The organism is Polaromonas sp. (assembly GCF_039932935.1).
GTDB lineage: Bacteria > Pseudomonadota > Gammaproteobacteria > Burkholderiales > Burkholderiaceae_C > Polaromonas.
On record NZ_JBDTPB010000073.1, the window covers coordinates 89,808 to 103,936 of the forward strand.

The window sequence follows — 14,129 nt, forward strand, 5'->3', positions numbered from 1 at the left end:
ATGTGCGGCTCAGGCCAGCGGGGAAGAGACTGCTGCGGAGGATGAAGGCGTGCGCTTCAGCTCGGCATGAAAGTAATGCTCCAGCTCCGCTGTAAAGTGCGCCGTGTCACTGGCAGGCTCAAAGCACTTGCCAAGGCGTACACGGTAGGTGACAGGCATTTTAGGGGTCCAGAGCAGGGACCAGCCTTTGCCAAGAAACTTCGAGTCGGTTTCGATGAAAATAGTCTGTACCGGCACACCCGCAAACTTCGAAATCAGGCTGGTGGTGCCTTGCATTCGCTCGACGGGCAACCGCCGCGTACGGGTACCTTCCGGAAACAGCAGCAAGCTGTTGCCCTGACTCAGGTCTGCGACGGCCAGCTGCACCATGGTGCGCAGCGGTGTGTTTCGGATGTAGCCCACCAGCCGCGCACCGGCGCCGAAAAATACGTTGTTCACGATGTCCGCTTTCATGATGCAGGTAGCGTTCGGCAACCGGGACAGGATCATGATGGCGTCCAGCAGGGAGGGATGATTGGGCGCGATGATCACCGCAGGGCCCGCCTGCAGGGCATCCAGCGCCGTCAGATCGAACCGGCAAGCTCCCATAAACACCAGCAGGCGCAGATAGGACCGAAAGCTGGCAGCCACAAGCACGCGCCCCCACCGCCGGCTCAAAACCCTGGGCAACAGCGGCCGCATGAGAATTGCCAGCAATGAGACGGTCAGACTAACCCCCACCAGCACCAGATAGCCCAGGCACAGTCGGGCAGTCTCGTGTACGGCCCTGCGGCCTGCATTCAGTGGAGGTGGGTCGGCAAGCACAGCGTCAGATTTGTTTTCCATTGAAGCAGTTCGCAGGTGGCTTTAGCATAGAGGGCGTTTCCGCGCTTTCGACATCCCGGATGTTAGCCGTGAGAAGCGTCATACTGGCCGTGGATGCGAGAAATTTCAGCCAAAGTCACGTGAAAAATGCCCCATAGTGCGAACGGCATGCTTGGCTTGCCCATCGCCAGCCCTCCGATCGAGATTGCAAACAGGTCAATGCCGGGATCCGGTGGCCGCAGCCAATCGTTGCGCCTGCAGAAGCCCATGAAGTCTACCGTTGTCCTGAACCGTTTGGGACGCCTCGGCGGTTTGATTTACGGCGTAAAGATTTGGGCCGCCCCATCTTCAGCCGCAGCTTTCGCGCAGAGAGGCTGAGCCCTGTCGCAAGCGCCGGAGAGTAAAGGACAATCGGAGCGTGAACCCCATCCCGGCGCCGCTTCCAGGATGGACGGTTGAATCCGCAAAAATGCGAAAAAGGAAGAAGCGCAACGCGCCAGGTCATTGATGCAAAAAGAAACAATTCCGCGCAAGAATGCTGCCGGTGGAGCGGCAGAAGACACGCCCATGATGACGCAGTACAAGCGCATCAAGGCGGAATACCCCGACACCCTGGTTTTCTACCGCATGGGCGACTTCTATGAAGTTTTCTTTGCCGATGCGGAAAAAGCCTCGCGCCTGCTGGACATCACCTTAACCCGGCGCGGCCAGTCCGCAGGCGAGCCCGTGGTCATGGCGGGCGTGCCTTTTCACTCACTCGAAGGCTACCTCGCCAAGCTCATCAAGCTGGGCGAATCGGTCGCCATCTGCGAGCAGGTCGGCGACGTCGCCACCAGCAAGGGACCAGTCGAGCGAAAAGTAGTGAGGGTGGTGACGCCAGGCACGCTGACCGACACCGAACTGCTGAACGATAAAACCGAATCGATTTTGCTGGCGGTGCACCAGGGTACGCGCAATACCTGCGGCCTGGCCTGGCTCAGTGTGACGCAAGGCGAGATTCACCTGGCGCATTGCGCCAATGACGAGCTCGAGGCCTGGCTGGCCCGCGTGGCCCCCAGCGAACTGCTTTACAACGTCGACGTCACACCGGCTTTCGAGCAGCGCCTGAAAGCGCAGCGCTGCGCCTCCACCGCCCGCCCGGCCTGGCAGTTTGACGCCGCGCTGGGCGCGCGCCGCCTGCTCGACCAGCTCAAGGTCGCGTCGCTGGCCTCCTGGAACGCCGAAGCGCTGGGCGAGGCTCACGCAGCGGCATCGGCACTGCTGGGCTACGCCGAACACACGCAAGGCCGGGCGCTTTCGCACGTGCAAGGCCTTCAGGTAGTGCGGTCGGGGGAGCTGATCGAGCTGCCGCAAACCACGCGACGCAACCTCGAACTCACGCAGACGCTGCGCGGCGAAGATTCGCCCACGCTGTTTTCATTGCTGGACACCTGCGCCACCGGCATGGGCAGCCGTGCACTTAAAAGCTGGCTGCTCACCCCGCGCCGCGACCGCGCCCAGGCCGCCGCGCGGCTCGAAGCCATCACACATTTACGCAGCGGCTCACAGCAAACCCTGCGCACAAAACTCAAGGGCTGCAGCGACGTGGAACGCATCACGGCCCGCATCGCGCTGCGCCAGGTGCGCCCGCGCGAGCTGGTAGCGCTGAAAGACACGCTACAAAAAGCAGAGCTGGTAGCGCCCGCCCTGATTGGGCTACCGGCACTTTTGACTAAAATTTTTGAAGACCTGCAGCCGCCAGCGGGTTGCCGAGAGTTGCTCGGCCGTTATGTGCTTGACGAGCCGGCGGCACTGGTCCGTGACGGCGGCGTCATTAACCACGGCTGCGACGCCGACCTGGATGAGCTGCGCGCCATTCAGACAAACTGCGACGACTTTCTGCTCGACCTCGAAGGCCGCGAAAGGGCCCGGACCGGCATCGCCAACCTGCGTGTGCAGTTCAACAAAGTGCACGGCTTTTATATCGAGGTCACGCAAGGGCAACTCGACAAGGTGCCCGACGACTACCGCCGCCGCCAGACACTGAAAAACGCCGAGCGGTACATCACGCCGGAACTCAAGGCTTTTGAAGACAAGGCCCTGTCGGCACAAGAGCGCGCCCTGGCACGCGAGAAATGGCTGTATGAGCAGTTGCTGGACCAGTTGCAGGACTTCATCCCCGCGCTGAGCCGCCTGGCGCGCGCATTGGCATCGCTTGACGCGTTGTGCGCCCTGGCCGAACGGTCGCTCACCTTGAACTGGGCCGCACCGGTGTTTGTGCGCGAGCCCTGCATCGACATTGTTCAGGGCCGCCATCCCGTGGTGGAAGCGCGCCTGGCCGAAACCGGCGGCAGTGCCTTCATTGCCAACGACAGCAGCATGAGCGGCAAGCACCGCATGCAGGTCATTACCGGCCCCAACATGGGCGGCAAGTCGACCTATATGCGTCAAGTTGCACTGATTGTTCTGCTCGCCAGCGTCGGTTCCTACGTTCCCGCCGCCAGTTGCCGGCTCGGCCCCATCGACGCCATCCACACCCGCATTGGCGCTGCCGACGACGTGGCCAACGCGCAGTCCACCTTCATGCTCGAGATGACCGAGGCCGCGCAGATCCTGCATGCGGCCACACCCCATTCACTGGTGTTGATGGACGAAATCGGCCGCGGCACTTCGACCTTCGACGGCCTGGCACTGGCCGGCGGCATCGCGGCCTACCTGCACAACAAGACGCAGGCCTTCACGCTGTTTGCCACGCATTACTTTGAGTTGACCGAATTCCCGGCGCAGCACCACGGCGCCATCAACGTCCACGTGAGCGCGGTCGAGTCCGGCGCCGACATCGTCTTCATGCACTACATCGAGCCCGGCCCCGCCAGCAAAAGCTACGGGATTGCGGTCGCCAAGCTGGCCGGCGTGCCCGCCGCTGTCGTCAACCACGCCCGTCACGCGCTCAATGCACTCGAAGCCCACCAGACCGAAGTGCGCGCACAGGTCGACCTGTTTGCCGCTCCGCCTGAATCAGCCGCGCCCGAGCAAAGCGCCGTGGAGAAGGCATTGGGTACGATAGACCCCGATGCACTGAGCCCGCGTGAAGCGCTCGATGCCCTGTACCGCCTGAAGAAAATTTCGATCGCACCGTGAACCAGCGCAACCCGACTTCCCCAGCTTCCCCCACGTCCTCCACACTTCCAGACCACCTCATGACTTATTGCGTCGCTGTCAAACTCAACGCCGGACTCGTGTTTTTGTCCGACTCCCGCACCAATGCGGGCCTGGACCACATCAGCACCTTCCGCAAGATGATCGTCTATGAAAAGCCCGACGACCGCTTCATGGTGCTGCTGTCGGCCGGCAACCTGTCGATCTCGCAATCGATTCGCGAAATTTTGCAGGTCGAGCAACTGAAAGACCGTGAAGGCGCCGAACCCATCACGATCTGGAACGCCAAGAGCATGTTCGACGCCGCCCGCGTGCTGGGCTCGGCGATCCGCCGCGTCTATGACCGTGATGCCGAGGCACTGAAAAACGCCGACGTGGACTTCAATGTCTCGCTGGTGTTCGGCGGGCAGATTCGTGGCGAGAACATGCGCCTCTTCCAGATGTATTCGGCCGGCAACTTCATTGAAGCCACCGACGAGACGCCCTACTTCCAGGTCGGTGAATCCAAATACGGCAAGCCAGTGCTGGACCGCGTGCTGACCCCCGCCACGCCGCTGGCCGAGGCCGCCAAGTGCGTGCTGGTGTCGATGGACTCCACCATGAAGTCCAATCTCTCGGTGGGCCTGCCGCTGGATCTGGTGGTGTACGAAGCCGACACCTACAAGAGCGACAAGATCGTCTGCATCGACAACGACAACCCTTATTACCGCATGATGCACAGCAGCTGGGGCCAGAAACTGCGCGAAGTGTTCGACAGTATCGAAGACCCGGTTTGGGACGATGCACACACCGACATCCCGCTGAAGATGCCGGCCGTGCGCCACGAGCCCCTGAAGAAAATCACCACGCCTGAAGAAAAGTTAATTTAAGCCGTGCCTGCTTCGACAAAACCGCTGGTCATTTTTTCCCATGGCAACAGCTTTCCGGCCAGTACCTATGGCGTTGTCTTCCAAAGCCTGAGAGCGCGCGGATTCCAGGTCAAGGCCATCGAAAAGTTCGGCCACGATCCGCACTACCCCGTGACCAGCAACTGGCCGCACCTGGTGCAGCAGCTGGCGGACTTCACCGCCCATGAGGTTGAAAAATCCGGTCAACCGGCATTTCTGGTGGGCCACTCGCTTGGAGGCTTTTTAAGTTTGATGTGCGCGGCACGCAACCCGGTGCTGGGCGGCCACCCGGTCGGGGGCGTGGTCCTGGTTGACTCACCCGTCCTCGGTGGCTGGCGCGCCACCGCGCTGAGTGTCGCCAAACGTGCGCAACTGGTCGGCACCCTCTCCCCCGGCGCCGTCAGCCGCAAACGCCGGCACCAATGGCTGGGAAAAGACGAGGTCTTCGAACACTTTCGCAGCAAGAAAGCATTTGCCGCCTGGGACGAGCAGGTGCTGCGCGACTACATCGAGCATGGCACGCACGACGGTGCCGAAGAAGGCGAACGCCTGCTGAGCTTCGACCGCGATGTGGAAACAGCGATCTACAACACATTGCCCCATAACCTGGATGGCCTGCTCAAGCGCCACCCACTCAAGTGCCCCGTCAGTTTTATCGGTGGCCGGCAATCGGCCGAAATGAAACAAGTGGGCATGGCCATGACGGAGAAAGTGACCAAGGGACGGATCATGATGCTCGATGGGAGTCATCTGTTTCCGATGGAGAAGCCGTTGGCTACGGCGGCTGCGGTTGAGGCAGCTTTGAGGAACTTCCAGGAATAAGCAGCGGCCTTCCCTACCGTTCAGGCTGGGTATCCCTACCGTTCGGGCTGAGGTATCGAAGCCTGCATTTCACCCCGGAACACACAAGAGGCTTCGATACCTCAGCCCGAACGGGGAGAGCTTAGCCCGAACGGGGAGAGCTTGGCCCGAACGGGGAAGAGGCCGCCCTACAAAACCTCCGCCGCCGACAAGACCGGCGTCTCGGCGATCCGCGCCGAAATCCCCCGGCAAGCTTCCACCAACGGCGCCACATAAGCCCCCTCAGGATCCGCTTTCTGCCGAAACATCAAAGTGCTCACACTGATCGCAGCAACAGGCGCGCCGCCGCTACCTCGAATGACGGCACCGTAACAGAAGATGCCAGTCTCATGCTCCTCGGCATCCACCGACCAGCCCCTCTCCCGCGTGACTTGCAACTGCTTGCGCAACTCCGGCAGCTTGACCTGCGTGTTGCCGGTGTAACGCGGCAAAGGCAGCCTCTGCAGCAACGGCTCGAGCACAGCAGGCTCCAGCGCCGCCATGTAAGCCTTGCCGACTGCAGTCGCATGCAGCGCCACGCTGGTGCCGATACGCGATGCCATGCGCACCGCGCTCGGACTCTCCAGTTTCTCGATGTAGACCATGGTGTTGCCGTTGGGCACGGCCAGGTGCACGGTCTCGCCGGTGAGGTCGCGCAGGCGCTTGAGTTCGTCGACTGCTGCCAGGCGCAAGTCTGAGCGGCCCCAGCTGCGGCTGGCCAGCTGGATCAGGCGGGGCCCAAGCGCCAGCAGCGCGCCGCGTTCGTTCTCCACCAACAGGCGCTCAGCCACCAGTGCAGCGACGATGCGGTACACCGTGGGCCGGGGGTAGCCGCTGGCCTTGACCAGCGCGCCGACGTTGAGCGGTTCTTCGGCGTCGGCCACCAGTTGCAGCACATGCATGAACTTGGAAAATGCCGCCGTGCCGGCCACCTGCAAAGGAGGCGGCTTGGCGGCTTGGGGCTTGGCTGTTTTGGGCAAAGCGTTCACTTGATCAAGACACCATGTAGCCGCCGTCCACCGGCAGGATCACGCCGGTCATGAACGCAGCCGCCGGTGTGCAGAGAAACATCGCGGCTTCGGCCACGTCTTTGGGCGTACCCCAGCGGCCCATGGGCGTGCGCGCCAGGATAGGGCCGGCGCGCGCAGGGTCGTCTTGCAGCGCTTGCGTGAGCGGCGTGGCGATCCAGCCGGGGGCGATCGCGTTGACACGGATACCGTCGGGCGCATAGGCAATTGCCAGCGACTTGGTGAGCTGCGCAACACCGCCCTTGCTGGCCGCGTAGCCCGGCACCAGGCCGCCGCCGAAGAAGCTCAGCATGGAAGCTGTGTTGACGATGCAGCCGTGGCGCGCCTTAAGGCGCTCTCGCGTGGCGGTGCACACACGCATGGTGCCGGTGAGGTTCACGGCCAGCACCTTTTGGAAGACCTCAATGTCGTGCTCGGCCCCGCGCTGGATGATGCCGGCACAGTTGAACACGATGTCGAGCTGGTCAATGCCAGCCAGCGCGGCATCCAGGCTTTGCGCCGAGGTCACATCGGCCTGGCGCACATCGACAGCCGCGTCCAGCGTGCCATCGCCGCCTCCCAGCCCCAACGCGGTCACCTCAGCGCCCAGTGCGGTAAGGTGGTTGGCAATCACGGCGCCTATGCCTTGCGTGGCGCCAGCGACCAGCGCGCGTTTGCCTTTGAAGAGTCCTGCCTGGTAGGTCATGAAAGTGCTCCGAGGGGTCGTGATTTGTTGTCGGGTGAGCGTCTGGCCTGGACTGCGGCGTCGGAAGGCTGGAGCTTGGTGCTATTAAAAAAGTAGCTGCTTGCGCTCGTCTCTATTGGGCTGCAGGCTTTTTTTCCTAAACTTCTTCAAGTTTCCGGTTTTTTCGACCCGGTTTGGAGGTCAGCGGATGAACTGCTTCGTGTAGTCGGCGCCCAGGCCGACGGCGTCGAAGTGCTTGTTGCACATGTCGATCTTGGTGAACACGTCCTCGTAGCCCGTGCCTTTGCCATACGGGTCGGTGTAGTACATGACACCGTTGACCTGGAAGTAGGTGATCATTTCCTCGACGTCCTCGGGCACATACAGCGTGTGGGTTTCGCCGGGCGGCTCAAACACATAGCTGCCCTCGGTGGCTTCCCAGTCGTGCTCCAGATAACGCCAGCGGCCCTTGAGCACAAAGCCGTGCACGGCTTGTGGATGGCGATGCCGGCTCAGCACGCCGGACTTGCGCACACGCAGAAGATTCATCCAGTAGCCCTGGCTGGCATTGAGGCACAGCGGGCGGAACCAGACGTTCTCGGCCTGCGGCACCCAAAGCCGCTCGTCAGTCGGGATGGCATGCTGCACCACGATTTCCGCCCTGGCGTCGGGCGGATTGGGGTACTGGTAGGGCATCAGCGGCGTCTGGTCAGGGGTGTCAACAGGCATTTGGTTGTCCATAATGTGGATACGTGTCCACATTGTAGATTTCTAATACCTAGTCGATGCCCGGAGTTACCCCAACGCCAAGGCACGGCCGCAAAGACGCGATGACCGCCTGGCGGCCATGGCGGACAAGCTCAGGTCACCCCGAGCGTTGTCACTAATCCATCAAATCGGCAGGCACCTTGCCGCCGTTGGCGGCCAGCTTGTTCATGACCTGCTTGTGCAGCCAGATGTTCATGGATGCGCTGTCATTCATGTCGCCCGTGTAACCCAACTCTTTGGCCAGTTCCTTGCGCTCGCCGAGGCTGCTGTCCAGGTGCAGCAGCTTCATCAGGTCAACGATGGAGGTCTTCCAGTTGAGTTTTTCCGGGTTCTTGCTGGCCATGTCGTTGAGCAGGGCTTCGACATCGACCTGCTGCATGGGTGGCGCTGCGGGTGTGGGGGCTGCAGGCGCTGTGCCAGCGGCCGGCGGTGTGGCGTCGGCTGTTTGAAGCGACGGAAATATTTTGCCGAAAATTTTGCCGAGAATACTCATGATGCGCCCTAGGGTGGATTGTAAAAATCCAGCCTAACACCGGGACGTGACAGCGCGTGTCAGACGTCACGCCAACCGCAAACGTGAAGTGGCACCGCTCACCGGGCTGGCGCACCCACTCGCTTCAGGCTCGCTTCACTTGCCCGCGCTGCCACATCGGGTTGCCACACGACCTGGTCGTCCACCGCGTACAGCCAGCACACTGTGCGGGCTTTAGCGCACATATTAAACACCACGCGAATCGATTCCGGGTTGCCCGCGTTGAAATACCACCGGCCGTTTTCGGTCACCGCAAAAGCCTTGGGCGACGGCAGTTTCCTGAAGTGGGCATAACGGTCCCTACCGCTTCCGGTCACAGGCACGGCTGCCAGGTCGTCAATGGCGGCAAAACCGCTGCCGGGTGGAACCCGGTAATGGTGCCCCTTGATGCGCTGGGCATGAGACATCGCGAGCGGTTGGCCCAGCTGGGCCGAAAGAAAATCAAACAGGCGCATATGCGACGCCTCCCTGGCCTCGGGATTGCCGCCTATCGTGGCTTTGCCGCTTTTGGTGTTGGCGACGTTGTCCCTCACCGTCACCGGCCCGGTACTGTCAAAGCCATGATGGCTGCCGGGATAGACCACCAGGTCAGACGAAGCATTGGCAGAATTTTTCTTCAGCTGGCCACTCAGGGTGACGCAATAACTAGCAGGGGCCCAGTCGTCGATCTCCCCCACCATGAGCAGCAGCGGAGAGCGAATTTCATAGTTCCACATTCGCGTGAACTTGGCGCAGCCGGGATAAAAAGCCACGCCCGCCGCGGGTTTGATTTTTTGCGCCTGCACAAATTTGTCGCCGGCATCCAACACGCTGAGAACCGTCTGCCCGCCATGCGACCAGCCCAGCACGACGATGCGCGAAGCATCGACCGAAGCCTGTTTGGAGAGCCATTCAATCGCGGCGAAGACATCTTCGCGGCGCTCTTCCTCGTTGATGGTGCGGCGGGACGTGAGGATTTCGCAGATGGACTTCTGGCCCCGCGGCGTAAAGCTGTCCAGCACCAGAAAATGCATGTGCTCGGCATTGAAGTAGCCTGCATAGCGAAAGAAGCGATCGCTGAAATTGCCTTGGCCGTCCAGGGCCCCGCCGCAGCCATGCAGCCCGATAACGACGGGCCGGGGGCCTGTGTCGCCGCTCTCGAACCAGTAAGCCGGTATCTGGAGTTTGCCGTCCTGGGAGGGGATTTGAACTGGCCCGGCCAATGACGTGGCGGGCCAAGCAAGCACGCCTGTCAGCAACCACAATATGGCCCAAGTCAAGACGACGAATCGGTTGCGCACCATCATGAAACGACTCCCGTAGGACTTGCGTTAAATCAGCCCGCCCAGGTCACCAGCCCACTCCACGCCGTGGCCAGCACCACAATGCCAAACGCGATGCGGTACCAGGCAAACGGCACAAAGCTGTTGGTCGAGATGTAGCGCAGCAGCCAGCGCACGCATAGCCAGGCGCTGAAAAACGAGAACACCAGCCCGACTGCAAACAACGGCACATCGGTCACGGACAGCAGCGCACGCTCTTTGTACAGGCTGTAGGCGCCGGCGCCTATCAGCGTGGGCATGGCGAGGAAGAAGGAAAAGTCGGTTGCGGCCTTGCGCGACAGGCCCAGCAGCATGCCGCCGATGATGGTGGCGCCGCTGCGGCTGGTGCCCGGAATCATCGCCAGGCATTGCACCAGGCCCACCTTGAGCGCGTCCATCACGGTCATGGCGTCGACCTCCTGCACCCGTGCGACTGCCGGGTTGTTTTGCTGGCGCTTTTCGGCCCACAAGATGATGAAGCCGCCAATGATGAAGGTGCTGGCCACCACCACCGGTGTGAAGAGGTTCTCTTTAATTGCCTTGCCAAACAGCAGGCCCAACACCACCGCCGGCACAAAAGCCACCAGCACATTCAGCACAAACTGTTGCGCCTGTTTCTCGGTCGGCAGGGCTACTACGGTGGCGCGTATCTTCTGCCAGTACACCAGGATCACCGCAAAAATGGCGCCGGTCTGGATCGCGATGTCGAAAACTTTCGCCTTCTCATCGTCAAATCCGAGCAAGGCCCCGGCCAATATCAGGTGCCCTGTCGAGGAGATGGGCAGAAATTCGGTCAGGCCCTCGACGATGCCCATGATGGCGGCTTTGATCAACAGTGCAATATCCACGCTGGCTCCAGAAATGAAGCGTGAATTATCGCTTCACGCCGGCGTGGGCAACCCTGCATGTTGACAAAGCGCCGCGCGGGGCAGCAGCCCCTTCTGCGTCTGGGTCTGTGCTCAGGATGGCAGGCGGATGGCCTGGCGTGCCAGCAATTTCCACGCACCGCCCTGTTGCTGCCAGACCTGCAGGATGTTGATCTTCACCATGCCGGGCTTGCCGCCGTCCAGGGTCTTGGCCGTCAGCGTGTGGCGCACGATGGCAGCGTTTTGCGACACCTTGACGGTCTGGTCGGTGATCTCGATGCTCACGAAGTCCGACTTGCCGCTGACCAGGTCGGCGATGAAGCTGGTCCGGGTGTCGATCTTGCCGCCCGAATGGCCATAGCTCAGGTCCTCGGCAACGATGGCCTCCAGCTGCGCGCGGTCAGGGTCCACCATCAGCACGCGCAGCTTTTCGGCCGCAGCGGCAACGCTGTCAGCGCCGCCCTGCCCGGCCGGCATGACGGAACACGCGCACAAGGCGGTGATGGCAAGGACCATGGCGGCAAGATTCTTGAACACGACGTGTCTCTTGATGATTTGCGGTTAACCGCGTTTTGAAGCAGCTAAAAACCTGACGGCCGGCAACCCGGCGCCATTGCTCGTGGCGCCGTGCAGCCAGCTGTTTACTGAGGGCCCAGGCTGTGGATCAACGCCTCAAGCGCCTCGTACTCGGCGGGTTTGAGGTCTGTCAGCGGGGGCCGCACCGGCCCTGCGCCGTGGCCCACGATGCGGGCCCCGGCCTTGACGATGCTGACTGCATAGCCCTGGCTCTTGTTGCGAATGTCCAGGTAAGGCATAAAAAACGAGCGCAGCAAACGGTGTTGCGTGGCGTGGTCGTCCTTTGCCACCGCATGGTAAAAATCCATCGCGGTTTTGGGGATGAAGTTAAACACCGCCGACGAATACACCGGTGTTCCCAGCGCCTTGTACGCCGCGGCATACACCTCTGCGGTGGGCAAGCCGCCAAGGTAGGCAAACCGGTCACCCATGGTCTGGTAGATCGAGGACATCAGCTCGATGTCGCCGATGCCGTCCTTGAAACCCACCAGGTTGGGACACCGCTCGGCCAGGCCCGCAAGCGTGGCCGGCAGCAACCGGCACATACCGCGGTTGTAAACAATGACGCCGAACTGCACGCTCTTGCAGACAGCCTCCACATGGGCGGCCAGGCCTTCCTGGCAGGCTTCCGTCAAATAGTGCGGCAGCAGCAGCACACCGTGTGCGCCGGCCTTTTCAGCCTGCTGCGCGCATTCAATGGCAAACCGCGTGGGGCCGCCGGCGCCGGCAATGATGGGCACCTTGCCTTTGCAGGTGTCCACCGCGCGCTGAATGATTTGCGGGTACTCAGACCCCGTCAGCGAAAAAAACTCGCCGGTGCCACCGGCGGCAAACAGCGCGGTGGCGCCGTACGGAGCCAGCCACTCAAGTCGGCGGGAATACGAGGCAGCGTCAAAGTTGCCCTGGTCGTCGAAATCCGTCACCGGAAATGAGAGTAACCCGCTGCTGACGGTCGATTTGAGTTCTGAAGGGTGCATACGTGTAGAGGTCATAAGTTGTCCGACATCTTAAAGACTCATAAGTAAGGCAGTCACAAGGGTTAACACGTATTTTTTCAACAAATTGCATTTTTAATACCCAGAAATCAGCCGAAATTGCCCTCAGTTGTACGATGAGAGGCCAAAGACAACGGCTCCCAGCCTCATAGCGCCCTCTACGGATCGCGGCAACGGCAAACCAGCCAACCCGTCACGCGTTGCGGCAATCGCATACGGTTTTTCGACCAAAAAGCAGCCATCACCCAATACAGACGAGCGCCAGCAGCTCCTGATTTGATAGCACGGCTCGAACTGGCGGACACCGGATCAGGGAAGCGATGTGCGTCTAGCGAGCCGCAACGCCCCCGCCAGCCTGCTCCACGCCCCGCACCATATTTAGATCAAATTGATTCTTTTCAGTGCGTTTTAGCGCGGTAAGGCGCCCTAACAAAGCGCATTAGTACAACTTATCTACTCGCACATTCAACGCAAAGCAGGGGAACCCCACTATCGCTTCATGACGGTGAAACCTACATTCAGTTACACCAACATACAACCAAGGTTCTCAGCATGACCAGCTCCAAATTCCGCCGCCATACCCTGGCAGCACTGACCGCCACAGTTGCCGTCACCGGCGCGCTTTTGTCGGGCTGTGACAGCCCGCCCGACACCATCAAGATCGGCGTTGCCCAGCCGCTGTCGGGAAACCTCGCCGCGTTGGGACAGGACCTGCACAACGGCGTGAAGCTTGCGGTGGACGAAATCAACAAGGAAGGTTTCCAGATCAAGGGCAAGACCGTGAAGATCGAGATCGTTGCGATGGACGACCGCTCTGATCCGAAAGCCGGCGTCGAAGTCGCCAAACAGCTCGTCGACGCGGGCGTGGTCGCCGTGATCGGCAATCTCAACTCGGGGGTGAGCATTCCGGCCGCACCGGTGTATGCCGAAAACCACATCGCGCAGCTGGCCATTTCGACCAACCCCAAGTTCACCGAACTGGGCCTGGACACCACCTTCCGTCTGGTGGCCAACGACAACCTGCAGGCCCGCGCCATCGGCTCCTTCGCAGCCAACCAGCTCAACGCCAGCAAGTTCGCCATCGTCGATGACGGCACCACTTACGGAAAAGGCCTGGCCGCCGGCGCAGCCACCGAGCTGAAGAAAGCCGGTAAAGAGGTGGTGGTCACCTATTCGTCGGACGACAAAACCACCGCGTTCGACGACCTGGCCGGCAAGATCAAGGCGGGCAACGTCGAGGTGATCGTGTCCACGCAAGGTGACTTCCAGGTCCTGGCGCTCATGGAAGCGCTCAAAAAGATCGACTACACGCAGCAGGTCAGCATCCTGGGCGGAGACACCATCAAGACCACCGCCATGCTCAAAGGCAGCGACGTGGTCAAAGGCCTTTATGCCACCTCGCCCATCCTGGACGCCAAAGAGTTCGTCAATGGCAAGGCTTTCCTCAGCAAGTACCAGGACGCCTACAAAATGGAGCCAGCCTACGGCGGCCATTACACCTACGACGCGATGTACATCCTGGCCGGCGCCATGCGGCGCGCCAACTCCGTGAAGCCCGCAAAAATCACCGAAACCCTGCGCACCTTCGACGGCTACGCGCCCATCACCGGCTCCATGAAATGGGACTCGGTCGGCGAGCAGCGCTACGGCGTGGTGGGCGTTTACTCGGTGCGCAAGGGTGTTTGGGACCTGCAGCTGCGCTCCGACCGTTGGTAGGCTAAGCTCGCGGT

13 protein-coding genes are annotated in these 14,129 nt (G+C 61.2%); 4 read left to right on the top strand and 9 right to left on the bottom strand.

Annotated elements, in window-relative coordinates:
• Positions 1–9 precede the first annotated feature (9 nt).
• Entirely contained in the window at positions 10–825 is an 816-nt protein-coding gene (locus tag ABI546_RS12935) for a lysophospholipid acyltransferase family protein (RefSeq protein ID WP_348046992.1), read from the bottom strand.
• 486 nt (positions 826–1,311) lie between these two features.
• Between ABI546_RS12935 and mutS the strand changes: the two genes are divergently transcribed.
• Genes mutS through ABI546_RS12950 form a run of 3 tightly spaced genes read left to right on the top strand, consistent with a single transcriptional unit; the run spans position 1,312 to position 5,651 of the window.
• Positions 1,312–3,924 (top strand): DNA mismatch repair protein MutS, encoded by a 2,613-nt coding sequence (mutS, locus tag ABI546_RS12940; RefSeq protein ID WP_348046993.1) that lies wholly within the window; start codon positions 1,312–1,314, stop codon positions 3,922–3,924.
• Between the two features lie 59 nt (positions 3,925–3,983).
• The gene (locus tag ABI546_RS12945; protein ID WP_348046994.1) at positions 3,984–4,811 is read left to right on the top strand and encodes a proteasome-type protease; all 828 of its coding nucleotides are present in this window, start codon (positions 3,984–3,986) and stop codon (positions 4,809–4,811) included.
• A gap of 3 nt (positions 4,812–4,814) precedes the next feature.
• Positions 4,815–5,651, top strand: coding sequence for an alpha/beta hydrolase (locus ABI546_RS12950; protein WP_348046995.1), 837 nt, complete (start codon positions 4,815–4,817; stop codon positions 5,649–5,651).
• A 167-nt stretch (positions 5,652–5,818) separates the two neighbouring features.
• Here ABI546_RS12950 and ABI546_RS12955 read toward each other — a convergent pair whose 3' ends face one another.
• The 8 genes from ABI546_RS12955 to kdgD form a co-directional block, all read right to left on the bottom strand.
• On the bottom strand, positions 5,819–6,649 hold the full coding sequence (locus tag ABI546_RS12955) for an IclR family transcriptional regulator (RefSeq protein WP_348046996.1): 831 nt from the start codon (positions 6,647–6,649) through the stop codon (positions 5,819–5,821).
• Positions 6,650–6,662: 13 nt separating this feature from the next.
• A complete protein-coding gene (locus ABI546_RS12960; RefSeq protein WP_348046997.1) occupies positions 6,663–7,382 on the bottom strand; it encodes an SDR family oxidoreductase in 720 nt (239 codons plus the stop codon).
• A 180-nt stretch (positions 7,383–7,562) separates the two neighbouring features.
• Positions 7,563–8,090 (bottom strand): 2,4'-dihydroxyacetophenone dioxygenase family protein, encoded by a 528-nt coding sequence (locus ABI546_RS12965; protein WP_348046998.1) that lies wholly within the window; start codon positions 8,088–8,090, stop codon positions 7,563–7,565.
• A 154-nt stretch (positions 8,091–8,244) separates the two neighbouring features.
• Entirely contained in the window at positions 8,245–8,622 is a 378-nt protein-coding gene (locus ABI546_RS12970) for a DUF3597 domain-containing protein (protein ID WP_348046999.1), read from the bottom strand.
• 98 nt (positions 8,623–8,720) lie between these two features.
• Positions 8,721–9,947 carry a prolyl oligopeptidase family serine peptidase gene (locus ABI546_RS12975; protein WP_348047000.1) on the bottom strand — a complete coding sequence of 409 codons (1,227 nt, stop codon included), beginning with the start codon at positions 9,945–9,947 and terminating at the stop codon, positions 8,721–8,723.
• Positions 9,948–9,976: 29 nt separating this feature from the next.
• The gene (locus ABI546_RS12980; RefSeq protein WP_348047001.1) at positions 9,977–10,810 is read right to left on the bottom strand and encodes an undecaprenyl-diphosphate phosphatase; all 834 of its coding nucleotides are present in this window, start codon (positions 10,808–10,810) and stop codon (positions 9,977–9,979) included.
• 111 nt (positions 10,811–10,921) lie between these two features.
• Entirely contained in the window at positions 10,922–11,305 is a 384-nt protein-coding gene (locus ABI546_RS12985; protein WP_348047152.1) for a nuclear transport factor 2 family protein, read from the bottom strand.
• Positions 11,306–11,469: 164 nt separating this feature from the next.
• Complete coding sequence (kdgD, locus tag ABI546_RS12990) at positions 11,470–12,381, bottom strand: 5-dehydro-4-deoxyglucarate dehydratase (RefSeq protein ID WP_348047154.1); 912 nt, start codon at positions 12,379–12,381, stop codon at positions 11,470–11,472.
• Positions 12,382–12,951: 570 nt separating this feature from the next.
• Here kdgD and ABI546_RS12995 point away from each other — a divergent pair.
• Positions 12,952–14,115 carry a branched-chain amino acid ABC transporter substrate-binding protein gene (locus ABI546_RS12995; RefSeq protein ID WP_348047002.1) on the top strand — a complete coding sequence of 388 codons (1,164 nt, stop codon included), beginning with the start codon at positions 12,952–12,954 and terminating at the stop codon, positions 14,113–14,115.
• Positions 14,116–14,129 lie beyond the last annotated feature (14 nt).